The organism is Cupriavidus sp. HPC(L) (genome assembly GCF_000307735.3).
GTDB lineage: Bacteria > Pseudomonadota > Gammaproteobacteria > Burkholderiales > Burkholderiaceae > Cupriavidus.
This window is the reverse complement of record NZ_AMPR02000412.1, coordinates 1-24,993: the sequence shown is the minus strand read 5'-3', so window position 1 is coordinate 24,993 and position 24,993 is coordinate 1. Positions and strand designations below refer to the sequence as shown.

The 24,993-nt window shown below is 69.1% G+C and carries 23 protein-coding genes; 12 read left to right on the top strand and 11 right to left on the bottom strand.

The genetic code is table 11. From position 1 onward, the window contains the following. From B551_RS26735 to B551_RS18635, 6 genes are all read right to left on the bottom strand, one after another. A partial coding sequence (locus tag B551_RS26735) for an HlyD family secretion protein (protein ID WP_172682474.1) occupies positions 1–397 on the bottom strand: 397 nt, incomplete at its 3' end. A 17-nt stretch (positions 398–414) separates the two neighbouring features. Beyond that, positions 415–654 carry a hypothetical protein gene (locus B551_RS26730; protein ID WP_006578795.1) on the bottom strand — a complete coding sequence of 80 codons (240 nt, stop codon included), beginning with the start codon at positions 652–654 and terminating at the stop codon, positions 415–417. Between the two features lie 149 nt (positions 655–803). Then, complete coding sequence (locus B551_RS25225) at positions 804–1,748, bottom strand: LysR family transcriptional regulator (protein WP_006578796.1); 945 nt, start codon at positions 1,746–1,748, stop codon at positions 804–806. A 32-nt stretch (positions 1,749–1,780) separates the two neighbouring features. Continuing rightward, positions 1,781–2,431 carry an FMN-binding negative transcriptional regulator gene (locus B551_RS18645; protein ID WP_006578797.1) on the bottom strand — a complete coding sequence of 217 codons (651 nt, stop codon included), beginning with the start codon at positions 2,429–2,431 and terminating at the stop codon, positions 1,781–1,783. 159 nt (positions 2,432–2,590) lie between these two features. Further along, positions 2,591–4,129 carry a PLP-dependent aminotransferase family protein gene (locus B551_RS18640; protein ID WP_006578798.1) on the bottom strand — a complete coding sequence of 513 codons (1,539 nt, stop codon included), beginning with the start codon at positions 4,127–4,129 and terminating at the stop codon, positions 2,591–2,593. Positions 4,130–4,156: 27 nt separating this feature from the next. Next, entirely contained in the window at positions 4,157–5,131 is a 975-nt protein-coding gene (locus tag B551_RS18635; protein ID WP_023264772.1) for a LysR family transcriptional regulator, read from the bottom strand. Positions 5,132–5,352: 221 nt separating this feature from the next. On the opposite strand from B551_RS18635, the gene B551_RS18630 reads away from it, so the two are divergent. The 4 genes from B551_RS18630 to B551_RS18615 are packed head-to-tail and all read left to right on the top strand — an operon-like array spanning position 5,353 to position 11,076. After that, positions 5,353–7,095, top strand: a complete 1,743-nt coding sequence (locus B551_RS18630) for an IlvD/Edd family dehydratase (protein WP_023264771.1) — start codon at positions 5,353–5,355, stop codon at positions 7,093–7,095. A 47-nt stretch (positions 7,096–7,142) separates the two neighbouring features. After that, complete coding sequence (locus tag B551_RS18625) at positions 7,143–8,729, top strand: aldehyde dehydrogenase (NADP(+)) (protein ID WP_043441316.1); 1,587 nt, start codon at positions 7,143–7,145, stop codon at positions 8,727–8,729. 50 nt (positions 8,730–8,779) lie between these two features. Beyond that, positions 8,780–10,126 carry an MFS transporter gene (locus B551_RS18620; protein WP_006578496.1) on the top strand — a complete coding sequence of 449 codons (1,347 nt, stop codon included), beginning with the start codon at positions 8,780–8,782 and terminating at the stop codon, positions 10,124–10,126. Between the two features lie 17 nt (positions 10,127–10,143). Beyond that, positions 10,144–11,076, top strand: a complete 933-nt coding sequence (locus B551_RS18615) for a dihydrodipicolinate synthase family protein (protein ID WP_006578495.1) — start codon at positions 10,144–10,146, stop codon at positions 11,074–11,076. A 108-nt stretch (positions 11,077–11,184) separates the two neighbouring features. Here the strand turns inward: B551_RS18615 and B551_RS18610 are convergent, their stop codons facing one another. After that, positions 11,185–12,486: a UDP-N-acetylglucosamine 1-carboxyvinyltransferase gene (locus tag B551_RS18610; protein ID WP_006578494.1), complete on the bottom strand. Its 1,302-nt coding sequence runs from the start codon at positions 12,484–12,486 to the stop codon at positions 11,185–11,187. 217 nt (positions 12,487–12,703) lie between these two features. Between B551_RS18610 and B551_RS18605 the strand changes: the two genes are divergently transcribed. Next, positions 12,704–13,105 carry a hypothetical protein gene (locus B551_RS18605; protein ID WP_006578493.1) on the top strand — a complete coding sequence of 134 codons (402 nt, stop codon included), beginning with the start codon at positions 12,704–12,706 and terminating at the stop codon, positions 13,103–13,105. 502 nt (positions 13,106–13,607) lie between these two features. Here B551_RS18605 and B551_RS18600 read toward each other — a convergent pair. Beyond that, positions 13,608–14,531, bottom strand: coding sequence for a LysR family transcriptional regulator (locus B551_RS18600; RefSeq protein WP_006578491.1), 924 nt, complete (start codon positions 14,529–14,531; stop codon positions 13,608–13,610). Positions 14,532–14,654: 123 nt separating this feature from the next. On the opposite strand from B551_RS18600, the gene B551_RS18595 reads away from it, so the two are divergent. Continuing rightward, positions 14,655–15,911, top strand: a complete 1,257-nt coding sequence (locus tag B551_RS18595; protein WP_023264768.1) for an MFS transporter — start codon at positions 14,655–14,657, stop codon at positions 15,909–15,911. Here B551_RS18595 and B551_RS18590 read toward each other — a convergent pair. The 3 genes from B551_RS18590 to B551_RS18580 form a co-directional block, all read right to left on the bottom strand. Further along, positions 15,896–16,546: a 4-carboxy-4-hydroxy-2-oxoadipate aldolase/oxaloacetate decarboxylase gene (locus tag B551_RS18590; protein ID WP_006578446.1), complete on the bottom strand. Its 651-nt coding sequence runs from the start codon at positions 16,544–16,546 to the stop codon at positions 15,896–15,898. The genes B551_RS18595 and B551_RS18590 overlap by 16 nt on opposite strands. Before the next feature lie 72 nt (positions 16,547–16,618). Continuing rightward, positions 16,619–17,638, bottom strand: a complete 1,020-nt coding sequence (locus B551_RS18585) for a tripartite tricarboxylate transporter substrate binding protein (protein ID WP_023264767.1) — start codon at positions 17,636–17,638, stop codon at positions 16,619–16,621. Between the two features lie 97 nt (positions 17,639–17,735). Then, a complete protein-coding gene (locus B551_RS18580) occupies positions 17,736–18,443 on the bottom strand; it encodes an RraA family protein (protein ID WP_006578448.1) in 708 nt (235 codons plus the stop codon). A gap of 87 nt (positions 18,444–18,530) precedes the next feature. On the opposite strand from B551_RS18580, the gene B551_RS18575 reads away from it, so the two are divergent. From B551_RS18575 to B551_RS18550, 6 genes are all read left to right on the top strand, one after another. After that, complete coding sequence (locus B551_RS18575) at positions 18,531–19,463, top strand: LysR family transcriptional regulator (protein ID WP_006578449.1); 933 nt, start codon at positions 18,531–18,533, stop codon at positions 19,461–19,463. Positions 19,464–19,553: 90 nt separating this feature from the next. After that, positions 19,554–21,206, top strand: a complete 1,653-nt coding sequence (locus tag B551_RS18570) for a multicopper oxidase family protein (protein WP_023264766.1) — start codon at positions 19,554–19,556, stop codon at positions 21,204–21,206. 123 nt (positions 21,207–21,329) lie between these two features. Then, positions 21,330–22,358 carry a sulfonate ABC transporter substrate-binding protein gene (locus tag B551_RS18565; RefSeq protein ID WP_023264765.1) on the top strand — a complete coding sequence of 343 codons (1,029 nt, stop codon included), beginning with the start codon at positions 21,330–21,332 and terminating at the stop codon, positions 22,356–22,358. Further along, a complete protein-coding gene (gene ssuD, locus B551_RS18560; protein WP_006578451.1) occupies positions 22,355–23,566 on the top strand; it encodes an FMNH2-dependent alkanesulfonate monooxygenase in 1,212 nt (403 codons plus the stop codon). The genes B551_RS18565 and ssuD overlap by 4 nt, the downstream gene beginning before the upstream one ends. 5 nt (positions 23,567–23,571) lie before the next feature. Then, the gene (gene ssuC / locus B551_RS18555; protein ID WP_023264764.1) at positions 23,572–24,450 is read left to right on the top strand and encodes an aliphatic sulfonate ABC transporter permease SsuC; all 879 of its coding nucleotides are present in this window, start codon (positions 23,572–23,574) and stop codon (positions 24,448–24,450) included. 44 nt (positions 24,451–24,494) lie between these two features. Next, on the top strand, positions 24,495–24,993 hold a 499-nt coding region (locus tag B551_RS18550; protein ID WP_023264763.1), incomplete at its 3' end, for an ATP-binding cassette domain-containing protein.

Below are 24,993 nucleotides of genomic sequence, written 5' to 3'. Positions count from 1 at the left end.
GTGCCTGCCGGATCTGCGCCTGCTGCAGCCGGTGCTGGCGCTCGAGCGTCGCCAGCGCGGCGCGGCGCGCCCGCACATCGGCCTCGGCCTGGCTGACGCGCGCCTGATAGTCGGCGTCGTCGATGCGGAACAACACGTCGCCCGCGCGTACCCGCTGGTTGTCGTCGACCGCGACGGCCCGCACGTAGCCGGCCACGCGCGGCGCCACCGCGGTGACGTCGGCGCGCACATAGGCGTTGTCGCTGGTGACCGTGTGCTGGCGGTGCTGCCACCAGCGATAGCCGCCGTAGCCCGCGAGCATCGTGCCGGCGATCGACAGCGAGACCAGCACCGCTCGCCGCGATGGCCAACGCGATGGTCCCCGCGACGAAGCGGGACTCCTTGCCTGGGTCGCCATGGCGTTCGCTCCGCTGCCTAGCGGTCGACGAAGGAATCGTTCAGGCGTACGCCGGACCGTGGCACCGGCCTGTCGTCGAGCATCGGATGCCGATGATTGATATCGCCCAGGCTCATGCCGATCGGCGCCTGCGCGGACGAAGCGCGGACGTCGCGGCCGCCATCGCTGTTGACATCGCCTTGCCTGGTGGCGCAGCCGGACAGCGCGGCCGCTGCGATCGCCAGCGCGATCGAACTGGGGTAGAACCGGAAAGTCATCGTTGGCCCGGCATCGTTGCATGCCGCCTCGTGGTGGAAGTGGCACGACTATAGGCAGGGCCGTCACGCAGAGGAAATCGAATGATTCGATGGCCGTCATGCGGCGTTTCGATGCGGGCTGGGCCCGCTGCGGCGGGCGCGTGCAGGCGTCAGCCTGCGCCTTGTCCGAGCATCGCGGCGAACGCGTCGGCGACGTGCTGTCGGACGTAGCGATGCACCGGATCGCCGTCGGCGCCGCTGTGCCAGTGCAGACGGATCGCGACGGCGTCGTCGGTGCCGCGCACCGGCACACAGGCCAGCGTGCCTTGCGCCACGATCAGCGGCGCGACCAGCGCGGGCAGCACCGCGACCACCGGTGCGGTCTGCAGCAGGCGGCTCAGCGTCAGCAGGCTCTCGACTTCGGTGGGCATCGCGCCACTGTGCTGCAGCTGGCCGAGAAAGGCGTTGCCGCCCGAGCCGAGCTCGACTGCATGCGACAGGCCGATCGCCTGCAGCGTCCGCAATTCGTCGGCGCCGATGCTGGCCGGCAGCGGCAGTTGCGCCGGCGCGTGGGCGCAGACCAGATGGCAACGATGCAGGTCCGTGCTGCGGTGCCAGTCCTTCGTCGCCAGCGGCACGCCGGTCACCGCCAGATCGATCTCGCGCGCATCGAGGGCATCCGGCATGCGGGCGGCGGGCATCGCGCGCGACGCCAGCTGGATCGACGGCGCTTCGCGGGCCAGCGCGGCGCACAGCAGGGGCAGCAGCATCGCCTCCAATGGCGCCGGCAGCGCGATGCGCAGGCGCGCCTGCGCGGACGAGGGGTCGAACTCGCCGGCGGGCCGCACCAGGCCATAGGCCTCGTTCAGCAGCGCGCGTACCGGTTCGACCAGGGCCTGCGCCTTGGCGGTCGGTTCCATGCCCTTGGCGCCGCGCACGAACAGCGGATCGTCGAACAGCCGCCGCAGCCGCGCCAGCATATGGCTGACCGCCGGCTGGCCGAGGAACAGTTGCCGGGCCGCGCCGCTGACCGAACGTTGGCTTGCCAGCGCGTCGAAGGCCACCAGCAGGTTCAGGTCAAGCGTGCGGAACTTGCGGTAGTCGAGTGGTTCCATGCCGTTCTCCGTCGCATCCGTCGCATCCGCCTCTATCGGCTGCCGTCGTCGCGGGGCTGGGCGATCGCATCGAGCATCGCCTGGCCCAGCGCGACGTCGCCTTGCCGCTTCAGCGCCTCGGCCGCGCCGAGCTTGTCCCGCAACTCGCGATTCTGGCTCAGCTTGAACTTGCCGGTCAGCCGCGTGATGTCGATCTCGATGCCGACGATCGCCTTGAGCATCGTATCGATATAGTCGGCGGGAGCGTCCGTCATCTTCCACGGCGCCGGCTGCGAGGCCTCGTGCGCTCGCGTCAGCCGGGCCACCACGCCGCGGACGTACCGCTCCTCATCGCGGATCGCGATGCTGCCGTGGGCATGAACGACCCGGTAGTTCCACGTCGGCACCTGCTTGTGCGATTCGTGCTTGCTCGGGTACCAGGTTGGCGTGATGTACCCATCCTCGGCACGGAACACGACCATCACCTCGTCACCGTTCCTTACGTCCTGCCACAGAGGATTGGCTCGGGCGACATGGGCGCGCAACATGCCGTGGGTTCCGCTGGACAGGTCGAGTTCGAACGGAAGATGGTTGGCGTCCAGGCCATTGGCGCCATGGGTGACCAGCATCCCGAACGGGTGCTCGCGGATCAGCCGGTGCAGCGCCTCGACGTCCTGCACTTCGAAATGGGATGGGATGTACATGGCCTCGAATTCCCGTGGAGTTGAAGGTTTCGCCGCGCGAATGGCGGCACCGGCTCGATGTTCGGTCGGAAGCCGGTCGGCGGGAAGAGCCAATTTGGCGTGATTCGAATGGACCAGTATTCCGGGGCGATCGAGCGACGCCGTGCCGGCGTCCGGTCTTCAGCCGGCGCGCGATGCGGCGCGGCCTCGGGCCGCCGAGTTCAACACCTTCGCCAGCGTCTTGACTGCCGCGTCGATCTGTTCGTCGCTGTAGCCGCCGAGTCCGAGCACCAGGCCCGGCCGCGCGTTGGCGGCCGAGTACGTCGGCGACACGGGCCTGACCGCCACGCCGGCCTCGACCGCCAGCGACGCGATCCGTTGATCGTCGGTCCCCTCGGCGAGCCACAGCACCAGGTGCATGCCCTGGTCCCCCGGCTGCAGCCACGCCAACTCGTCCGGTATCCAGCGTGCGATCGCGGCGATCAGGTGCTGGCGCCGGTCGGCATAGACCAGCCGCACGCGGCGGATATGACGATCCAGGTGTCCTTCGTCGATGAAGGCGGCCAGCACATGCTGGTCGGCGCTGGGAGAGTGCCGGTCGATCAGCACACGGGCGCCGCAGAATGCCGGCACCAGCGGCGGCGGAACGATGGCATAGCCCAGCCGCAGCGAAGGGAACAGGATCTTGCTGAAGGTCCCGAGATAGACGACGAGCTCGGGCGCGAGTCCCTGCAAGGAGGGGAAAGGGTGGCCGACATAGCGCAACTCGCTGTCGTAGTCGTCCTCGACGATCCACGCGCCGTTGGCCCGCGCCCACGCCAGCAGCGCGTTTCGCCTGGCCATGCTCAATGGCATGCCGAGCGGATACTGATGCGACGGCGTGACGAACGCCGCGCGTGCGTGCTCGGCCATCGCGCGTCCTGCCTCGACGTCGATGCCGGCCTCGTCGACCGGTACGCGCACCATGCCGCGCTGGTGCCCGGTGCTCTCCAGAATGCCGGTGATGCCGCGGTAGGCCGGGTCCTCGACCCACGCGAGATCATTGGTATCGAGCAGTACCTGACACGACAGGTAGAGACCTTGCTGCGTGCCGGTGGTGACGATCACCTGTTCCGGCGTGCAATGCACCGAGCGCGAGCGGCGCACGTAGTCGGCAATCGCCGAGCGCAGCGCAGGAACACCCTGCGGATCGTCATAACCCGATGGCGCGGCCGCCCGCAGTGCTCGCGTGCGGTTGCCGAGCCGGCGCCAGACGTCGTCGGGCGCGGTCGGGCCCATCGGCACGGAGACCGCGAACGGCACGGGAGGCAGCGGCGCGAATTGCCGCGAGATCTCGGCAAACGCCGCGGCGCGTGTGCTCAAGCGCATGGGCGCAGCCGGCCCGGCGACATCGCGGGCCGGCGCGCGGGTCTTCGATCCACCATGCGGGCCATCATTCGGCCCAACGGATAATGCCGCCGCGACCCTGGTGCCTGCCCCAGCCTGCGCTTCGAGATAGCCCTCGGCAATCAGTTGCTCGAACGCCTCCAGCACGGTCCCTCGCGACACGCCCAGCGAGCTCGCCAGATGACGTGTGGAGGGCAGCAGCTCGCCCGGCTTCAGTTCCCCTCGCCGGATCGCCTCGCGCAACAGCGTCGACAGCTGTCTGCCGAGTTGTCCGGCGCAGCGGTCGAGCTTGCCGATCGACGGCAATTCCGTTGCGTGGCGGTGTCGTGCCATGAATTCGGCCTTCGAAGTGGGGCAGCCTCAGGATCGGTCCTGGATGGCACGGCCATCGTCGCCCGCATAGACGGCGCGGCCGGCAGCTCGCAACGCCTGGACCATCAGCGTCGCGGCTGGCGACAGCAGCCGGTCGGTGCGCGTGATGATGCCGAAGTCGTCCATATGGCAGGGCACGTCCAGCGGCAGGATCGCGACCATGCCGTGCCGCGCATAGTACTCGGCAACATCGGCGGCCAGTACCGCCAGCATGTCGCTCTGCTCGATCATCTGCGTGACGAACAGCAGCGCCGCGGTTTCGACCACATTGGTCGGGGGCATCAGGCTGGCGCGCTGGAACATCAGGTCGAAGCGATGGCGCAGCACGCTGCCGGCCGGCGGCACGATCCAGGTGGCCGTTTCCAGATCGGCCAGCGACAGCGCCGGGGCGTCCAGCAGCCGATGGCCGCGGCGGGCCACCACGCAGACGGGCTCGCCGGCCAGCGGCTCGTAGCGCAGCTGCAGCTTGTCGTGCTCGGCGAACAGCCGGGCCACCACCAGATCCAGCTTGTCCTGCGCCAGGCGCTCCAGCAGCACGTTGCTGTTCTCGATCTCCAGCGAGACGCGCAGCCCGGGATTGTCGCGCTTGAGCTCGGCCACCGCGGGCGGCAGCAGCTTGACCGCGGGCGAGGTGATCGCGCCGACCGCGACATGGCCGAGGCGGCCGGCGCGCAGGCCCATCACTTCCTGCTGGGCCTGGTCCAGGCTGCCGACCACGGCGCGCGCATGGCGGATCATCGCGTCGCCATACAGCGTCGGCCGCATGCCGCGCGGCAGCCTCTCGAACAGCGGCACGCCCAGCATTTCCTCGAGTTCGCGCAGCAGCTTCGATGCCGCCGGCTGCGTCATGTTCAGGACCGCCGCGGCGCGATGAATATTGCCCTCCTCGGCCAACGCGACCAGCAGCAGCAATTGGCGGGTTTTCAGGCGGGCGCGGATATACCAGGGCGGGGAAGTCGGCATCAGGTTAACACGGATATCTGATTCGATATCGCAATGGCGTGAATTTTCATTAGAAGGATATCCGATCGGTTTGTACACTGCCGCCTGTCGAAAACAAAACCGATCGCCCCAAGGCGCGACGCAGCCAGGAGACACCCTCAGCTGCCCCAATCCCAATGACGTCCCCGCCGCGCGGCCGATGCCGCGGGCCGGCGTTCGTCCCGCCGCATTCAGGAATTTCCATGCCGGATTCAAAACCCAAGCTCCGCTCCGCCCAATGGTTCGGCACCGCCGACAAGAACGGCTTCATGTACCGCAGCTGGATGAAAAACCAGGGCATTCCCAATCATGAATTCGATGGCCGGCCGATCATCGGTATTTGCAATACCTGGTCGGAATTGACGCCCTGCAATGCGCATTTCCGCAAGCTGGCCGAGCACGTCAAGCGCGGCGTCCATGAAGCCGGCGGCTTCCCGGTCGAATTCCCGGTGTTCTCCAATGGCGAATCGAATCTGCGGCCGACCGCGATGCTGACGCGCAATCTGGCGGCGATGGATGTCGAGGAAGCGATTCGCGGCAATCCGGTCGACGCCGTCGTGCTGCTGGCCGGCTGCGACAAGACCACGCCGGCGCTGCTGATGGGCGCGGCCAGCTGCGACGTGCCGGCGCTCGTCGTCAGCGGCGGCCCGATGCTCAACGGCAAGCTCGACGGCAAGGACATCGGCTCGGGCACCGCGGTCTGGCAGCTGCACGAATCGCTGAAGGCCGGCGAGATCGACCTGCACCATTTCCTGTCGGCCGAAGCCGGCATGTCGCGCTCGGCCGGCACCTGCAACACGATGGGCACCGCGTCGACGATGGCCTGCATGGCCGAGGCGCTCGGCACCACGCTGCCGCACAACGCGGCGATTCCGGCGGTCGACGCGCGCCGCTACGTGCTGGCGCACATGTCCGGCATCCGCATTGTCGAGATGGCAAAGGAAGGGCTGTGCCTGTCCAAGATCCTGACGCGCGAGGCCTTCGAGAATGCGATCCGCACCAATGCCGCGATCGGCGGTTCGACCAACGCGGTGATCCATCTGAAGGCGATCGCCGGCCGCATCGGCGTGCCGCTCGAACTCGAGGACTGGACCCGCATCGGCCGCGATACGCCGACCATCGTCGACCTGATGCCGTCGGGACGATTCCTGATGGAGGAGTTCTACTACGCCGGCGGCCTGCCCGCGGTGCTGCGCCGGCTTGGCGAAGGCGGCCTGCTGCCGCATCCGGGCGCGCTGACCGTCAACGGCAGGACGCTGTGGGACAACGTCAAGGACGCGCCGAACTTCAACGACGAGGTGATTCGCCCGCTCGATCGTCCGCTGATTGCGGACGGCAGCATCCGCGTGCTGCGCGGCAATCTGGCGCCCCGCGGCGCGGTGCTCAAACCCTCGGCCGCGACACCTTCGCTGCTGAAGCACCGTGGCCGCGCGGTCGTGTTCGAAAACCTGGAGCACTACAAGGCCCGCATCGTCGACGAATCGCTCGAGGTCGACGCCGACTCGGTGCTGGTGATGAAGAACTGCGGACCCAAGGGCTACCCCGGCATGGCCGAGGTCGGCAACATGGGCCTGCCGCCGAAGCTGCTGCGGCAGGGCATCAAGGACATGGTGCGAATCTCCGATGCGCGCATGAGCGGCACGGCCTACGGCACCGTGGTGCTGCACGTCGCGCCGGAGGCCGCCGCGGGCGGCCCCCTGGCGGCGGTGCGGGACGGCGACTGGATCGAACTGGACTGCGAGGCCGGCACGCTGCATCTGGACATCCCGACCGAGGAGCTGGCCGACCGCATGGAGATGTTCCGGCCGCCGAAGCCAGACGGCCGCGCGGGCGAGGGGGGCTATCAACGCCTCTATGTCGACCACGTGCTGCAGGCCGACCAGGGTTGCGATCTCGATTTCCTGGTGGGCTGCCGCGGTGCCGAGGTGCCGCGCCACTCGCATTGAGCATGGATGGCACGGCAACCGATGAAGGGCAACCAGGAGCACACCCAATGCCATTGACAGGCAATCTGCTGATCGGCGCCGCCGCGCTTCGCGGCAGCGGCGAGGCCTTCCACGCGGTCCATGCGGCCAGCGGTGAAACGATCGCCGAACCCGTTTTCCACGGCGCCTCGAACGCCGAGGTCGACCAGGCCTGCGCGTTGGCCGCCGAGGCCTTCGACGCCTACCGGGCGCTGTCCGACGCAGCGCGCGCCGCGTTTCTCGACGAGATCGCCGCGCGCATCGAGGCGATCGGCGATGCGCTGATCCTGCGCGCGATGGACGAGACCGGCCTGCCGCGCGCCCGGCTCGAAGGCGAGCGCGCCCGCACCACCGGCCAGTTGCGCATGTTCGCGGCGCTGGTACGCAGCGGTGACGCCTGGGACGCGCGCATCGAACCGGCGCTGCCGCAGCGCCAGCCGCCGCGCACCGATCTGCGCCTGCGCCGTATCGGCGTCGGACCCGTGGCGGTGTTCGGCGCCAGCAATTTCCCGCTGGCATTCTCGGTCGCCGGCGGCGATACCGCATCGGCGCTGGCGGCAGGCTGCCCGGTGGTCGTCAAGGCCCATCCCGCGCACCCCGGCACTTCGGAACTGGTCGGCCGTGCGGTGCAGCAGGCGGTAGCCGCGGCGGGTCTGCCCGAGGGCGTGTTCTCGCTGCTGTTCGATGCCGGCCACGCGGTCGGCGCGGCATTGGCCGCGCATCCGGCCATCCAGGCGGTCGGCTTCACCGGCTCGCGGCGCGGCGGCCTCGCGCTGATGGCGATCGCCGCGGCACGGCCCGTACCGATCCCCGTGTATGCCGAGATGAGCAGCGTCAATCCGAATATCCTGCTGCCTGCCGCACTGGCACGGCGCGGCGACGCACTGGCGCGCGACTTTGTCGCCTCGGTGACGCTGGGCTGCGGTCAGTTCTGCACCAATCCGGGCCTCGTTCTGGCAGTCGGCGGCGAAGCGTTCGAGCGCTTCGTCGCGGCCGCGGCCGGCGCGATCGCGGCCGTGCCCGCCGGCGTGATGCTGACCGCCGGCATCGCGCGCGCCTATGCCGACGGCGTCGAACGGCTGGCTTCGCATCCTGCCGTTACCACGGTCGCGCAAGGTACCCGCACGGCGGGGCGCGCCACCGCGAGCCTGTTCCGCGTGCACGCCGCCGATCTGCTGGCCGACGCTCACCTGGCCGAGGAATGCTTCGGTCCCTGCAGCGTGCTGGTGGAATGCACGGATGCCGGGCAGTTGCGCAAGGTGCTGGAGCAGTGTGAGGGTCAGCTGACCGTGACGCTGCATCTGGATGATGACGACCACGACGCTGCCCGCGCACTGCTGCCGGTGCTCGAGCGCAAGGCCGGCCGCATCCTGGCCAACGGCTTTCCGACCGGCGTCGAGGTGTGCGACGCGATCGTCCATGGCGGTCCGTTCCCGGCGACATCGGACGGACGCAGCACCTCGGTCGGCACCGCGGCGATCGAACGCTTCCTGCGTCCGGTCTGCTACCAGAACCTGCCCGATGCGCTGCTGCCCGACGCGTTGCGCGACGGCAATCCGCTCGGGCTGCGGCGCCGTGTCGGCGGCAAGCCGGAAGGGGCGCCCGCGCCAGCCTGAGGCTCGCGCATTGCCCATCCCATTTCCAAGAACAAGGTGAGGAGACCCATATGAACAGCCATTCCACGGCCGGGCTGGAGCAGCCCGTACCGCTGCCGCACGACACCGCCGACACCGCCGCCGCCGACGAATCGCGGATCATCGGCATGCTGACCCGCAAGCTGATCCCATTTCTCGCGCTGATCTATGTCGTGGCCTACATCGACCGCTCGGTGGTCGGCTTCGCCAAGCTGCATATGAACGCGGCGGTCGGCATCAGCGATGCCGCCTACGGTCTCGGCGCGGGGCTGTTCTTCATCGGCTATTTCCTGTGCGAGGTGCCCAGCAACCTGGCGCTGGAGCGCTTCGGCGCGCGCCGCTGGTTCGCGCGCATCCTGCTGACCTGGGGCCTGATCACGATGGCGATGGCGCTGATCCACAACGCCACCACCTTCTACGTGCTGCGCTTCCTGCTGGGCGCGGCCGAGGCGGGACTCTATCCCGGCATCCTGTACTTCCTGACCAAGTGGTTCCCGATGCGGCATCGCGCCCGCATCATCGGCCTGCTGGTGCTGGCGCAGCCGATCGCGCTGATCATCACCGGCCCGATTGCCGGCTGGGTGCTGTCGACGCCGGGGCTGTTCGGCATGTCGAACTGGCAGACGCTGTTCGTCGTCAGCGGCCTGCCCGCGGTGCTGCTGTGCCTGCCGACGCTGCGGCTGGTGCCGGAGTCACCGGCGGACGCGAAATGGCTGTCGGCGCGCGACCGTGCCTGGATCGAACGCGAGCTGGCGGCGGACCGGAAGACCTTCGCGCTGAAATCGCACGGCAATCCGCTGAAGGCGCTGAAGGACAAGCGCGTGCTGCTGCTGTCGCTGCTGTTCCTGCCGTTTCCGCTGAGCATCTACGGCCTGTCGCTGTGGCTGCCGACCATCATCAAGCAGTTCGGCGTCACCGACGCGAGTACCGGCCTGCTGTCGGCGGTGCCGTACCTGTTCGCGGTGGTCGGCCTCTACCTGGTGCCGCGCCATTCGGACCGCAAGGGCGAGCGCTACTGGCACATCGTGGTGGTATCGGGTGCGGCGGCGCTGACGATGGCGGCCAGCGCCTGGGTCCAGACGCCGGCGCTGCAATTCCTGTTCATCTGCCTGACAGCCTTCTCGATCTATTCGATCCAGGCGGTGGTATGGGCGTTGCCGGGCCAGTTCCTGACCGGCGCCAGCGCCGCGGTCGGCATCGCCACCATCAATTCGCTGGCCAACCTCGGCGGCTACCTCGGCCCCTATGGCATCGGCCTGATCAAGGACGCCACCGGAAGCCTCGCCGCCGGACTCTATTTCCTCGCCGCGATGCTGGTGTTCGCGGTGGTCATGACCTTCGTGGTACGCGCCGCGCTCGAGCCGCGCGCGGCCCGCTGATACGACAAGCCCTGCCCATGCCTGACAGCTACGCTTCGCCGCGCTATCGCGGCATCTTTCCGGTGGTGCCGACCACCTTCACCGAAACCGGCGAACTGGATCTGCCGAGCCAGAAGCGCGCGGTCGATTTCATGATCGACGCCGGCTCCGACGGCCTGTGCATCCTCGCCAATTTTTCCGAGCAGTTCGCGCTGTCGGACGACGAGCGCGAGGTGCTGACGCGCACCGTGCTCGAACATGTGCAGGGCAGGGTGCCGGTGATCGTCACCACCACGCACTACAGCACGGCCGTCTGCATCGAGCGCAGCCGGCGCGCGCAGCAGATGGGCGCGGCGATGGTGATGGTGATGCCGCCCTACCATGGCGCCACCTTCCGCGTGCCGGAGCCGCAGATCCACGAGTTCTATGCGCGCCTGTCCGATGCGATCCGCATCCCGATCATGATCCAGGATGCCCCTGCCAGCGGCACCGTGCTGTCCGCGCCGTTCCTCGCGCGGATGGCCCGCGAGATCGAACAGGTGGCGTACTTCAAGATCGAGACGCCGGGGGCGGCCAACAAGCTGCGCGAACTGATCCGGCTCGGCGGCGACGCGGTGGAAGGGCCGTGGGATGGCGAGGAAGCGATCACGCTGCTGGCCGACCTGGAGGCCGGTGCGACCGGCGCGATGACCGGCGGCGGCTTTCCGGACGGCATCCGGCCGATCATCGAGGCGCACCGCCGGGGCGATGCCGAACTGGCCTTCGCGCTGTACCAGCGCTGGTTGCCGCTGATCAACCACGAGAACCGGCAGGCCGGCATCCTTGCGGCCAAGGCGCTGATGAAGGAGGGCGGCGTGATCGCCTGCGAGGCTCCGCGGCACCCGCTGCCGCCGATGCATCCGGAAACCCGCAGGGAGCTGATCGCGATCGCGCGGCGGCTCGATCCGCTGGTGCTGCGCTGGGCGAAATAACCAGACAGCGGCAGGGGTGGCTACATGGCGGCCTTGCGAGGCGGCCATGTTGCATGGCGAAGGCCGGCGGCCTGCTTGCCGTCGTCCTGGCCGTTTCCGCTGACGGCCTTACTCGCCGTCGGTCCACTCCACCTGCACGCCGAGGCTGCGCAGGTTCTCGACGAAGCGCGGATGCGCGCGCCGGATCGGCGCCGCGTTGCGGATTTCCGAGCGGCCGTCGATGCTGGCCGCGACCATGAACAGCGCGATGGCCACGCGAATGATGTACGGGCTCTCCACCACGGCCGGCGCCAGCGTGTTGCCGCCGAAGGTGATCAGCCGGTGCGGGTCCGACGAGAACACATGCGCGCCGAACTTCGACAGCTCGCTGGTCCAGCCCAGCGCGCTGTCGTAGACCTTGTTCCAGAACATCGCATTGCCCTGCGCGCGCACGCCCAGCGCGATGAAGATCGGCAGCAGGTCCACCGGGAAGTAGGGCCACGGCGCGGCCTCGACCTTGGTCAGCACGTTGCTGGTGAACGGCGTCTGCACCTGCAGCGGGCCAGAACGCTCGGCGCGCGACCAGCCATCCTCGTGCACGATGCGCACGCCGAACTTCTCGAAAGTGCGATCGATCAGCGGGAAATTCGCCGGCGCGCCGTTGCGCACGACGACGTCGCCATTGGTGATCGCGCCCAGCGCGAGGAACGTCGTGATCTCGTGGAAGTCCTCGTCGAAGGTGAACTCGCCGCCGCCGAGCTTCTCGCCGCCATGCACGGTCACGCGCGAGGTGCCGATGCCCTCGATGCGCGCGCCCATCATCGTCATGAAGCGGCAGAACTCCTGCACATGCGGTTCGGACGCGGCGTTGGTCAGCGTCGAGGTGCCACCGGCCGCGGCCGCGCACATCACGAAGTTCTCGGTGGTGGTCACCGACGCGTAGTCGAGCCAATGGTCGATCGGCCGCAGCGGACCTTCGCTGTGCAGCAGCAGCGAGCCCTGCGCGCGTTCGACCTCGCCGCCGAAGCGGCGGAAGATCTCGACGTGAGGATCGATCTCGCGCACGCCCAGCGTGCAGCCCTTGACGTTGTCCTCGAGCCGCGCGACGCCGAAGCGGCTCAGCAGCGGCGGCACCAGCATGATCGAGGAGCGCATTTCCTCGGGCAGATGGTGGCGGCCGGGGTCGAACACGGTGTCGCGGTGATGCAGGTCCAGCGTGCCGCTGTCATGGTCCATGCGGACATCGGAGCCAAGCGTGCGGAAGATATCGAGGATCTTGCGCACGTCGGTGATGTCCGGCACCCGGTGCAGCCGCACCGGCTGGTCGGTCAGCAGGGTGGCGCACAGCACCGGCAGGACAGCGTTCTTGTTGGCGGAGGGTACGATGCGGCCACGCAGCGGCGTGCCGCCATGCACGATCAGATTCGACATGAGGGGAGAGCGTCCGTGCCGCGCCGGCAGGCGGCGCCGAACGGCGGTAAGCGGTGGAAACGGACGGCATTGTACTGCCCCGGCCGCCGGCGCGGGCGATCGCCGGCGCCGCTATAATGCCCGGCTGCGGGCGCGCCGCCGCCATGCGGCCTTTGCATCGCCTGCGCCATCCCGCCACGCAACTTCATCGCGCAACCCGGCCCCGATCCGCGTCGACATGAACGCCCCGTTTCCGATCCGCAAGGAGTGCCCGCCCGGGGCCTGCGTCTGCGGGCGCGAGCAGCTGCTCGACGATCCGCAGGCGGACATCCGCGTGCTGCGGCTGACCAAGGAAGAGGAAAAGCGGCTGATCGCGCGGCTCGAGGACGTGCGCACGCTCGACGACCTGCGCCGCATGCAGCAAAGAATGTACGAGCTGCTCGGCATCACGGTGACGATCGAGCCGAGCATTCACGGCGTGCGGACCGTGCGCGGCTTCAATATCGAGCTGGCCGAACAGTTGGGGCTGTGCAAGAAGACCCGGCAGACCATTCCGGCCGCGATCCGGCGCTGCCTGGAGCGCCATCCCGAGATCGCCTACGCGATTCTGGATGCGCAAGGGCTGCTGGGCGAAGGCTGACGTTCTCCCACGCCTACCTCCGTCACCCCGCGAAAGCGAGTCCCAGCGGCTCTTGTTGCGCCGAAGCCAAAGTCACTGGGTCCCCGCATGCGCGGGGACGACGTAAATCAATTCCACGGCGCCCGTCGGCCCCAGCGCCATCCCGAGATCGCCTACGCGATTCTGGATGCGCAGGGGCTGCTGGGCGAAGGCTGACGTTCTCCCACGCCTACCTCCGTGGTCCGCGGAAAGCGGGGACCCAGCGGCTCTTGTTGCGCCGAAGCCAAAGTCACTGGGTCCCCGCATGCGCGGGGACGACGTAAATCGATTCCACGGCGCCCGTCGGCCCCAGCGCCATCCCGAGATCGCCTACGCGATTCTGGATGCGCAGGGGCTGCTGGGCGAGGGCTGAAGTTCTCCCACGCCTACCTCCGTCGTCCGCGCGAAAGCGGGGACCCAGCGGCTCTTGTTGCGCCGAAGCCAACGTCACTGGGTCCCGGCGTGCGCGGAGACGACGGTGAAATCAATTCCACGGCGCTCCGTTTGCCCACGCGCGGTCGATCTCGTCGATCAGCCGGCGCACCTTCGGCGACAGATGGCGGCGGTTCGGATAGACCGCGCAGACCGGCGCGCCCGGGCCGGTGAACCGCTCGAGCACCGGCACCAGCGTGCCCGCCCGCAGATCGCCGCCGACCAGGAAGGCCGCGATCTGCACCAGCCCCGCGTCCGCCAGCGCCAGGTCGCGCATCGCCTCGGTATTGTTCATCCGCCAACGGCCCTCGATCGCCAGCGTACAGGCGCGGCCGTCGACGGTGAAACGCCACGGCGGTGCCATCCCCGCATGCGTATAGACGATCGTGTCGTGACGCGCGATATCGTCGAGCGTCGCGGGGGTGCCGTGCCTGGCCAGATAACTGGGCGTGGCGCAGGTCACCAGCCGGTGCGGCGCCAGCACCCGGCGGATCAGCCCGCTGTCGTGCTCGCCGCCGACGCGGATCGCCAGGTCGATGCCGTCGCGCACGAGGTCGCTGTATTCGTCCGAGAACGACACCTCGGCCCGCAGCTCGGGCCATTGCGCCAGGTACCGGTGCAGGATCGGCACGATGTGCAGGCGCCCGAGCGTGACCGGCAGATCGATGCGCAGGCGGCCGCGCGGCACCTCGTTGCGCCAGGCCAGCGCGGCCTGTGCTTCGTCGACCTCGGCCAGGATGCGCACCGCATGCTCGTAGAACAGGCGGCCCTCGTCGGTCAGGCTGACGCTGCGCGTGGTCCGCTGCAGCAGGCGGGCCGCCAGTCCCGCTTCCAGCCGGCCGATGCATTTGCCGACCGCCGAGCGCGAGATGCCCAGCCGCTGCGCCGCCAGCGTGAAGCTGTGCGCCTGCGCGACCTGCACGAAGGCGCGCACATCGCCCAGGTGATCGAGCGCGATGCCTTCCCCATTAGGCACGATTCGTCCCCAGTGTTGCGAAAGTTGGCTACTTTATCACCGCATTGGCAACGATTACGCTTGCCGGACTCGCGGGCGGCCCGGCGAATTGGGCAGGCACCGCGTCAGACGGAGCGATTGCCAATGACTGACATCCATCAAACAAGATTCGACGATTCCCCGCTTGCCGGTCCATCCGCGGCATCCGGCGACACGCCCCCCAACCGCTGGCCCGCGGTCGCCGCGGTCGGCCTGGCCACCTTCGGTGTCGTCACCACCGAGATGCTGCCGGTCGGCCTGCTGACGCCGATCGCGCAGAGCCTGCAGGTATCGGCCGGCAGCGCTGGCCTGATGCTGTCGGCGCCCGCGCTGCTGGCCGCGCTGTTTGCCCCGCTGATCGTCGTCGGTGCCGGTTCGATCGATCGCCGGCGCCTGCTGGCGGCGCTGCTGCTGGCATTGGCCGGCGCCAACGTGCTGTGCGCGCTGGCGCCGACGCTGCCCTGGCTGCTGGCCGCACGGGTCGTGGTGGGCTTCTGCATCGGCGGCATCTGGTCCGTGGCCGGCGGGCTGGCGCCGCGGCTGGTGGCCGCGCCATCGGTCGGCTGGGCGACGGCGATCATCTTCGGTGGCGTGTCGGTGGCCTCGGTGGCCGGCGTGCCGCTGGGCGCCTGGCTGGGCGAACTGGTGGGCTGGCGCGCGGCGTTCGGCGCGATGGCGGTCTGCAGCGGCCTGATCTTCGCGATGAACGTGGCCACGCTGCCGCCGCTGCCGGCCGCCGCAAGCGGCTCCCGGCAAGGGCTGCGCGCGCAATTCGGCAACCGCGGCGTGCGGCTCGGCCTGACGGTGACGTTCTTCCTGGTGGCCGGCCACTTCATGGCCTATACCTTCGTCCGCCCCTTGCTGCAGCAGGTATCGGGCTTCGGCGCCGGCTGGATCGGCGTGCTGCTGTTCGGCTACGGCGTGGCGGGCATGATCGCCAATTTCGCTGCAGGGCCGCTCGCGGGACGGCATCCGGGACGCGCGCTGCTCGTCGTGGCGATGGCGCTGAGCGCGACGCTGCTGCTGTTCGCGGCCTTCGGCGACACCATGACGAGCGGGGCGGCGCTGCTGTTGTGCTGGGGGCTGTCGTACGGCGCGGTGTCGGTCTCGGTGCAGAGCTGGATGCTGAGGGCGGCCGACGGCATCGACGGCATCGAGTCCGCGACCGCGCTGCTGGTGTCGGTGTTCAACCTCGGCATCGCGCTGGGTTCGTTCTTCGGCGGCATCGCGGTCGATGCGGCGGGGCTGCATACCACGCTGCTGATCGCCGGTGCGCTGACGCTGGCGGGGCTTGCCACGAGCGTGCGCATGCAGCGGGCGCCGGCGGAACCTTCCGCCGGCCTCGCTCAATGCAGGCCGTAGCGCGCCAGCGTGTCCTGCAATTCCAGCAGCTCGACCATGGTGGCACCCCCGGCCAGCCGCTCGCGCATTTGCTGCTCCTTGCGTTCGCGCGCTTCGCTCGCTTCGATGACCTGCGCCACCTGCTCGCGCGCCACCACGACCAGGCCGTCGCGATCGCCGACCACGATATCGCCGGGGCGGATGACGGCGCCGCCGACAATCAGCGGCACGCCGAGCCTGCCCGGCTGCTGCTTGTTGGTACCGCGGATGCAGACGCCGCGGCAGAACACCGGGAAGCCCATCTCGACGATGCTGGACGCGTCGCGCACCGCGCCGTCGATCACCAGCCCGGCAAGGCCGATCGTCTGCGCGGCGAAGGTCAGCACGTCGCCCCACGGGCCGGCGTCGGCGAAGCCCTTGGCGTCGACCACCAGCACGTCGCCGGGCCGCGCCTTGGTCAGCGCGTAGTGAATCATCAGGTTGTCGCCGGGGCGGATATCGACGGTCAGCGCCGGGCCGGCCAGCCGCATGCCGGGATCGAGCGCGGCGATGCGAGGGTCGATCGCGCCTTGCTGGCCCTGTGCCTCGTGGATGGTGGCCGTGCCGAGCCGCTTCAGGCGGTCCAGCTGGGCGATGGTGATGTCGGCGTACGTCATGGAGAACGGGAAGTCGGGATGAGGGCAGGGAAGCGGGCGGGGTGCGGGCAGGGATGTGGGCAAGGACGCGGTTCAGTCCACGGTCGCGCCGGAGCGCTTGACCACGGATTCCCAGTACGGCATCTCCTTGGCGATGAAGGCGCGGAACTGCGCCGCGGTGCCGCGTACGTCGGCCGACCCCATGTCCGATAGCCTGCTGGCGATATCGGGCTGGCCCAGCACCGCGTTCAGCGCGGTGTTCAGCCGCTGCACCAGCGGCGGCGGCGTGTCGGCGGGCACGAACAGGCCGTACCAGTTCTCGATCACGAAGCCGGGAAAGCCGGCCTCCTGCATCGTCGGCAGATCGGGCAGCGTGCGGGCGCGCTTCGCGCCGGTTGTCGCCAGCGGGCGCAGCCGTCCGGATTTCAGTTGCGGCGCGATCGCGGTGGTGGTCTCGAAGGCGATCGGTACCTGGCCGGCAATCACGTCGCTGAGCGCCGGCCCCTGTCCGCGATAGGGGATATGAACGATATCGAGCTGGCGTTCGAGCTTGAGCATTTCGCCGGCCAGATGCTGCGGGCTGCCGCTGCCGCCGGACGCGTAGCTGTACTTGCCGGGCGCGGCCTTGGCGAGCGCGATCAGCTGCGCCACCGAGTTGACCGGCAGCGCGCTGTTGACGTACAGCACCAGCGGCACCGACGCGACCGCGCCGACCGGCGCCAGTGCGCGCGTGGGGTCGAGCTTGAGCGAGTAAAGATTGCGGTTGATAACGATGCCGGTGTTGTTGCCCAGCAGCGCGGTACAGCCATCGCCCTTGGCGCGTCCGACGAACTCCGTGCCGATATTGCTGCTGGCGCCGCCGCGGTTGTCGACGATCACCGGAATTCCGAGCCGCGTCGACAGTCCGGGCGACACGATGCGCGCCAGGATATCGGTGGTGCCGCCTGGCGGATACGGCGACACGATGCGCAAGGTCGCGCATGGGTAAGGCTCGGGCGCTGCGGCGCGGGCGGCCGTGCCGGTGAAGACGAGGCTCGCGATCGCGCCGACGGCCAGCGGCACTGTGGGGTGTCGGCGCGGAAGGCGGCGCGCGGGAGTGGGCGCGATGGTCATGCTGTCTCCTGTTGGATTCGGTGCGACGTGGTCCGTCGTCTGTCGATAAGAGGCGATGCCGTCAGCGGTGAAGGCTGCCGACAGGCTTTAGCGAGCGCTAATGGCCGGCACGCTGCAGCAGGTGATAGCCGAACTGGCGGCGGGCCTCGCGCAATGCCATGCCGCTCAGCGCCGCGTCGAGAATCCGCTGTTCGACGTCGCGGGTCCGCAGCGCGCGCTCGATCACGCGCTGCGCGTGCGATTGCGGAATGACCACGACGCCGTCGCCATCGGCGAGGATGTAGTCGCCGGCGACCACGCGAACGTCGCCGAGGCTGACGGGCTGCCCGACCGCCGAGACCTGCACGCGATCCTTGCCGGTGCGCATGAAGCGTCCGCGGGCATAGAGCGGGTAGCCGGCGGCATCGGCTTGCGCGGTGTCGCGGCAGACGCCGTGGATTACGGTGCCGGCGACGCCGCGATGCGCGGCCAGCTGGCTCATGATGCCGCCCCACACCGTGCAGTCGAGGCGGCCGCCGTTGTCCAGCACGGCCACCGATCCGGCCGGAATGTCGTCGAGAAAATCGCCGACGGTGCCGGGGGATGCCACATCCACCGGCACGAAGCTGACGGTGAAGGCCGGGCCGAACAGCGCCGGCGCGCCGGCGATCGGCCGGATGCCGAGCGCGCTGCCGGGCAGCCGGAAATAATCCAGGGCGTCGGAAACCTCGGCGGTGGAGAGCTCGCGCACGGCCTGCAGCCAGTCGTCTCCGTGCTGCTGCCCGAATTTGTCCCTGTGCCCGTCCCGGGGCTGCATGGCGTTCATATCGATGTCCTCGTAATCGTCAGGCGCAGTTTCAAGTAAAGTTGCAGCCGGATCAAACATCGATTAATGGACCCATATTCATAAAAAATGAACTTGCGCCAGCTCAGCTACTTCTGTGCCGTGGTCGATGCCGGCAGCGCCGTCGAGGCAGCCAATCGGCTGTTCGTGGCGCCGACGGCGATCAGCATGCAGATCTCGCAGCTAGAAGGCCGGCTCGGCGCGCCCGTGTTCGATCGCTCGACGCGGCCCATGTCGCTGACCGCGACGGGGCGCTTCCTCTATCCGCGCGCCAAGGACCTGCTGTCTCAGATGCGCCGGCTCGACGAGGAGGCGCGTGCGGTCGCCGCCGGCAATCTCGGCTGGCTGGGCATCGGCTTCACCCGCTCGGCGATCTTCTCGATCCTGCCTGCGGCGGTCCGCCGCTTCCGCAAGCGTTTTCCCGATGTCCATCTGGACCTGGTCGAGCAGTTGTCGGAGCACCAGAGCGCGTTGCTGCGGCGCGGGCGCATCGATGTGGGCATCTCGCGCTATATCGGCGGCTTCGAGCGGCCCGCGGATCTCGAGCACACGATCCTGTTCGAGGAACCCTTCGTCGCGGCGCTGCCGGCGACGTCGGCGCTGGCGCGGCGCAAGTCGCTGCGCGCGGCCGAGCTCGGCGCGATGGCGCTGATCCGCTATCCGAAGGATCCGCAGAGCGGCTTCGCGGACCTGATGCTGGCGGCGCTGCGCCGGGCCGCTTGCGATCCCCAGCCCGGCCACGAGGCGATCGAGATCCATACCGCGCTCGGGCTGGTCGCCGCTGGACTGGGCTTTACGCTGGTCGGCGCGTCGGTCGCCGAGGCGAACCGGCCCGACGTCGCCTTCGTGCCGATCGCGGATCTCGACGCCCATGCGACCGTGGTCGCGGTCACGCGGGCCGACGGGTCGACGCCGGCGGTGCAGGCCTTTGTCGCCGCGCTGAAGGAGGGCAGGGGCGGCGCGGACCGGCGCGTCCCGCGACGGAAGGTCCGCGTGCCATAGCGGGGCACCATCTCGCCGGCGATGACCTAACATGAGGACTTGTCCCGCCTGCGCTTCCCTTGTGCGGGCTCTCGACGGCAGGAGGTCGCCATGGCTCTCTTCGCAAAGGCTGCGATTGCGCAGGTTCGTGTCGCGACGGGCGCCGCACTGGCCCTGGCGATGCTGGCAGGGTGCGGAGGCGGTGGGGGCGACGATGGCGGGACCGCCATCCCGCAGCCCGAGGTCGCGACGGCCCGCGACGGCACGCTGCGCGCGACGCTGCGGCAGGCGCCGGCCACCATCACGGTGGCCGGCAAGACCTTCACCTCCAATGTCTTCAACGACACCTATGTGCCGCCGGTATTGAAGCTGCGGCGCGGCGAGCGGCTCGAGCTGACGCTGCGAAACCGCATCGGCAAGGCCGACGTGCAGATCGACGGCCCCGAGGAGACCAACCTCCACTATCACGGCATGTCGATCTCGCCGAAGGCGCCGGCCGACGACATCTTCCTGCATATCGCCAGCGGCGCGGACTACCAGTACAGCTGGCAGGTTCCGGCCACACACCCGCAGGGCAGCCATTGGTATCACCCGCATCCGCATGGGCTGGTCGAGCCGCAGATACTGAGCGGCATGTCGGGCATGCTGGTGATCGACGGCGTGCTGGACCATTTCCCGGCCTTCGCACGGCTGCCCGAACGCTACTTCCTGCTCAAGGACATCCAGTTGCCCGGCGCCGACGACAGCGCGCCGCTGACCAAGACCATCAACGGCGTGCTGGGCGGCGTGCTGCGCATGCGGCCCGGCGAGATGCAGGTCTGGCATCTGGGCAATGTCGGCGCCGACGCCTACTTCCATGTCGCCATCGATGGCGTGCCGCTGTGGGAGCTGAGCCGCGACGGCAATCTGCGCGCGGGGCCAGAACGCAATGCGTCGCTGTTCCTGCCGCCCGGCGCGCGCTCGACCGCGATCATCCAGGCGCCCGACGTGCCGGGGCGTTATGCGATCCGCACGCTGGCGGTCGATACCGGCCCGCAGGGCGACCCCAATCCCGAGGTCCAGCTTGCCACGCTGATCGTCGAGGGGCCGAGGCATGACAGCGCCTCGCTGCGCGCCGCGCTGGCAGACCCTGCGGTCGATGTCGATACGCTGACGCCGGCGCAGGTCGCCGCAATGCCGATCACGCGCCGCCGCACGGTGGTCTTCTCGGAATCCGCGGACGGCAATACGTTCTTCATTGACGGCAAGCAGTACGACCCGGCCCGCGACGATGTCACGGTCAACCTGGGCGATGTGGAAGAGTGGACCGTGCAGAACGTCAGCGGCGAGCGCCACGTCTTCCATATCCACCAGCTCGACTTCCTGGTGACCTCGATCAATCAGCAGGACGTTGACGAGACCGGCCTGCGCGATGTCATCGACCTGCCGTACCAGCAGAACGGCGTGCCGGGCGAGGTCAAGATCGTGATCCCGTTCACCAACCCGCTGATGGTCGGCCGCTTCGTGTTCCACTGCCATATCGTCGGACACGAGGACGGCGGCATGATGGCCAATGTCGTGGTGCTGGGGCCGGGACAGACCACTGCAGCGCCGGCCAGGATGCGCATGGTGACACCAGCAGGGTCAGCAAGATCGGCGAACGCGACGTTCCTTTCGCGCTGGCTGGGCACGCCCGCTCGGACGCGGACGCCGTGGGAGGAGGCGGTGTGCCGGTCGCCCCAGGCGAATGCGGCGGCGGGCGGCGTGGTGGCGCGGCTGCGCTGAGATCGGTGCGCGCATCCCACATGCGCTGACCGCGTATCGAAATCCGAAACGCTTCGTTTGTCATGGCGGCCTGTCGGGCTATCGTCGGGGCTACTCGATTCCCGATCCCCGATCCATCAAGCCATGACGCTTCCGATCCTGATTCAAGGGCTGCGACGCCTGCGCGCCCTGCGTGGCCTGGCGGCGCTCGCCATCGTCTGCGCTGCCGCGGCGGCATCCGGTGCCGCGCTGGCGCAGGCCGCCACCGACACCCTGCGCATCGGCTATCAGAAGTCCGCCAGCCTGCTGGTGCTGCTCAAATCGCAGCAGTCGCTCGAGCGCCGGCTGGCGCCACTCGGCACCACGGTCAAATGGGTGGAGTTTCCGGCCGGCCCGCAATTGCTGGAAGGGCTGAACGTGGGCGCCGTCGATGTCGGCTTCGTCGGTGAAGCGCCGCCGATCTTCGCGCAGGCGGCCGGCGCCGACTTCGTCTATATCGGCTTCGATCCCGCCGCGCCCGAGGCCGAGGCCATCGTCGTGCGCCGCGATTCGCCGCTGCGCTCCGTGGCCGATCTGAAAGGCAGGAAGGTCGCGTTGAACAAGGGATCGAACGTCCATTACCTGCTGGTCAAGGCGCTGGAGAAGGCGGGGCTGAAGATTAGCGATATCCAGCCGGTGTATCTGGCGCCGGCGGACGCGCGAGCGGCCTTCGAGCGTGGCGCCGTCGATGCCTGGGTCATCTGGGACCCGTTCCTGGCCGCCGCGGAAAAGCAGGTCGGCGCGCGCGTGCTGGCCGATGGCCGCGGCCTCGTCAACAACTACGCCTACTACCTTGCGGCGCGGCGCTTTGCCACGCAGAAGCCGCAGATCGTCGAGGCGCTGTTCGATCAGCTGTTGCGAGAGGGCCAGCGCCTGAAGGCCGATACCCGTGCCGCGGCGGCGCTGATCGCCCCGCAGCAGGGGCTCGACGTCGACGTCGTCGAACGCACGCTGAACCGCAGCGAGTTCGGTGTCGCGCCGCTGACCCCGGCCGTGGCCGCGCAACAGCAGCAGATCGCCGATACCTTCCATGCGCTGAAGCTGATCCCGAAGCCGATCCGCATCGCCGACGCGCTGCCCGCCAGGCGAGACGCCGTCGCACAGCGTGCGGCGAACGCCGGAGATGCCCGATGAAAGTCCTGTGGTTCCTGCCCACGCACGGCGACTCGCGCTACCTGGGCACCGCCCGGGGCGCGCGCGCCGCGACCTTCGACTACTTCAAGCAGGTGGCGATCGCCGCCGACAGCCTCGGCTACGAGGGCGTGCTGCTGCCAACCGGTCGCTCCTGCGAGGACTCGTGGATCCTGGCCTCGAGCCTGATCGATGCCACGCGGCGGCTCAAGTTCCTGGTGGCGCTGCGTCCGGGCCTGATGCAGCCCTCGCAGACCGCGCGCATGGCCGCGACGCTGGACCGCTTGTCGGGCGGGCGGTTGCTGGTCAACCTGGTCACCGGCGGCGATCCGGAAGAACTGGAGGGCGACGGCCTGTTCCTGTCGCATCGCGACCGCTATGCGCTGTCGCGGGAATTCCTGACGATCTGGCGCGAGATCCTGGCGCGCAGCCACGATGGCGAGGCCTTCGACTTTGCCGGCGAACATCTGCGCGTCGAGGGTGCGAAGGCGCTGTATCCGCCCATCAGCCGGCCCTATCCGCCGCTGTTCTTCGGCGGCTCGTCGCCCGAGGCGCACGATCTTGCCGCCGAGCAAGTCGATACCTATCTGACCTGGGGCGAGCCGCCCGAGGCGGTGGCGCACAAGATCGCCGACGTGCGGGCGCGCGCCGCCGCGGTCGGCCGCCAGCTGCGCTTTGGCATCCGGTTGCACGTGATCGTGCGTGAAACCGAGGACGAGGCCTGGCGCGCGGCCAGCGAACTGGTGTCGCATCTGGACGAGGAGATCGTCGCCGCGGCCCAGCGCAAGTTTGCCGCGATGGATTCGGTCGGGCAGCGCCGCATGGCGCAGTTGCATGGCGGCCGCTTCAACAAGCACGATGTCCGCCAGGGGCTGGAGATCGCACCGAACCTGTGGGCCGGCGTGGGGCTCGTGCGAGGCGGTGCCGGTACCGCGCTGGTGGGCAATCCCGAGCAGGTGGCCGCACGCATCCAGCAATACGCCCAGCTCGGTCTCGAGTACTTCATCCTGTCCGGCTACCCGCATCTGGAAGAGGCGCACCGCTTCGCCGAACTGGTGTTTCCGCTGCTGCCGCTGGCCCAACGCGAGGCCACCGAGCGCGTGCTGACCGGACCGTTCGGCGAGATCGTCGCCAATACCTTCGTGCCTTCGAGCGCCGCGCAGGCGGCCACGAAGGGGGGCACGCAGGGCGCCAATCTGTCCGCGAGCTGAACGCCATGTCGAATTCATCGAAAAGCGGTGCCGCGCTGGCGGCCGACTTCCATGCGGGCGCGCCCGCGCGCGCGCTGCTGCCCCAGGGTTGGGCGGCATCCGCGCTGCGGCGCGGCTTGCCGTGGCTGGTGCCGGCGCTGATCCTGCTGCTGTGGGAGCTGGCCTCGCGCAGCGGCTGGCTGTCGAGCCGCGTCCTTCCCGAGCCGCTGGCCGTCGTCGCTGCCTTCCGCACGCTGGCGCTGTCCGGCGAGCTGTGGCAGCACACCGCGGTCAGCGCGTGGCGCGCCCTGGCCGGGCTGGCGATCGGCGGCGGATTGGGGCTGTTGCTCGGGCTGCTGAACGGCACCTTCCGCAGCGCCGAGACGCTGCTCGATTCGAGCCTGCAGATGGTGCGCAATATTCCCGCGCTGGCGCTGATTCCGCTGGTGATCCTTTGGTTCGGCATCGACGAGGCCGCCAAGCTGTTCCTGGTGGCGGTCGGCGTGTTCTTCCCGATCTATCTGAACACCTTCCATGGGATCCGCTCGGTCGACAAGGGCCTGATCGAGATGGCGCGCAGCTACGGGCTGTCCGGCTGGGCGCTGTACTGGCAGGTGATCCTGCCGGGTGCGCTGCCGTCGATCCTGGTCGGGCTGCGCTTCTCGCTGGGTCTGATGTGGGTGCTGCTGATCGTCGCCGAGACGATTTCCGCGCAGGCCGGCATCGGCTACCTGACGATGAACGCGCGCGAGTTCCTGCAGACCGACGTGGTGCTGGTCGGCATCCTGCTCTACGCGCTGCTGGGCAAGCTGGCCGACCTGCTGGCCAAGGGACTGGAGCGCTGGTGGCTGCGCTGGCATCCGGGCTATCAAGGCGCCGAACCGCCGAGCGCGACGAAGGCCTGAGCGCACTCGAGCCAACCACGAACGACCCTGCCGGAGTAGAACCGATGCATGCCACGCAACAACACTTGCCGCTGCGGCGCGCGGGCCGTGAGGCCAGCGAGTCCGATCCGCCGGCCGCGCCTCGGACCGCGGACGATCGCGGTGACCGGACCCCCCGTCCGCGCGGCACCGAGGTCGCGATCAGCGCCGTGCACAAGGCCTACGGCGGCCGCACCGTGCTGCAGCAGATCGACCTGCGCATCGCGCCGGGCGAGTTCGTCGCGATCGTCGGCCGCAGCGGTTGCGGCAAGAGCACGCTGCTGCGTCTGGTCGCTGGACTCGAAGGCCCCAGCGCGGGGCGCATCGCGCTCGATGGCCGGCCGCAGGACGGCCATGACCACGGCACCCGCATCATGTTTCAGGACGCGCGGCTGCTGCCGTGGAAGCGCGTGCTTGACAACATCGCGCTGGGCCTGCCGGGGCGCGAAGGCCGCGAACGCGCGCGCGAGGCGCTGGCCCAGGTGGGGCTGGCCGAGCGTGCCGACGACTGGCCCGCGGTGCTGT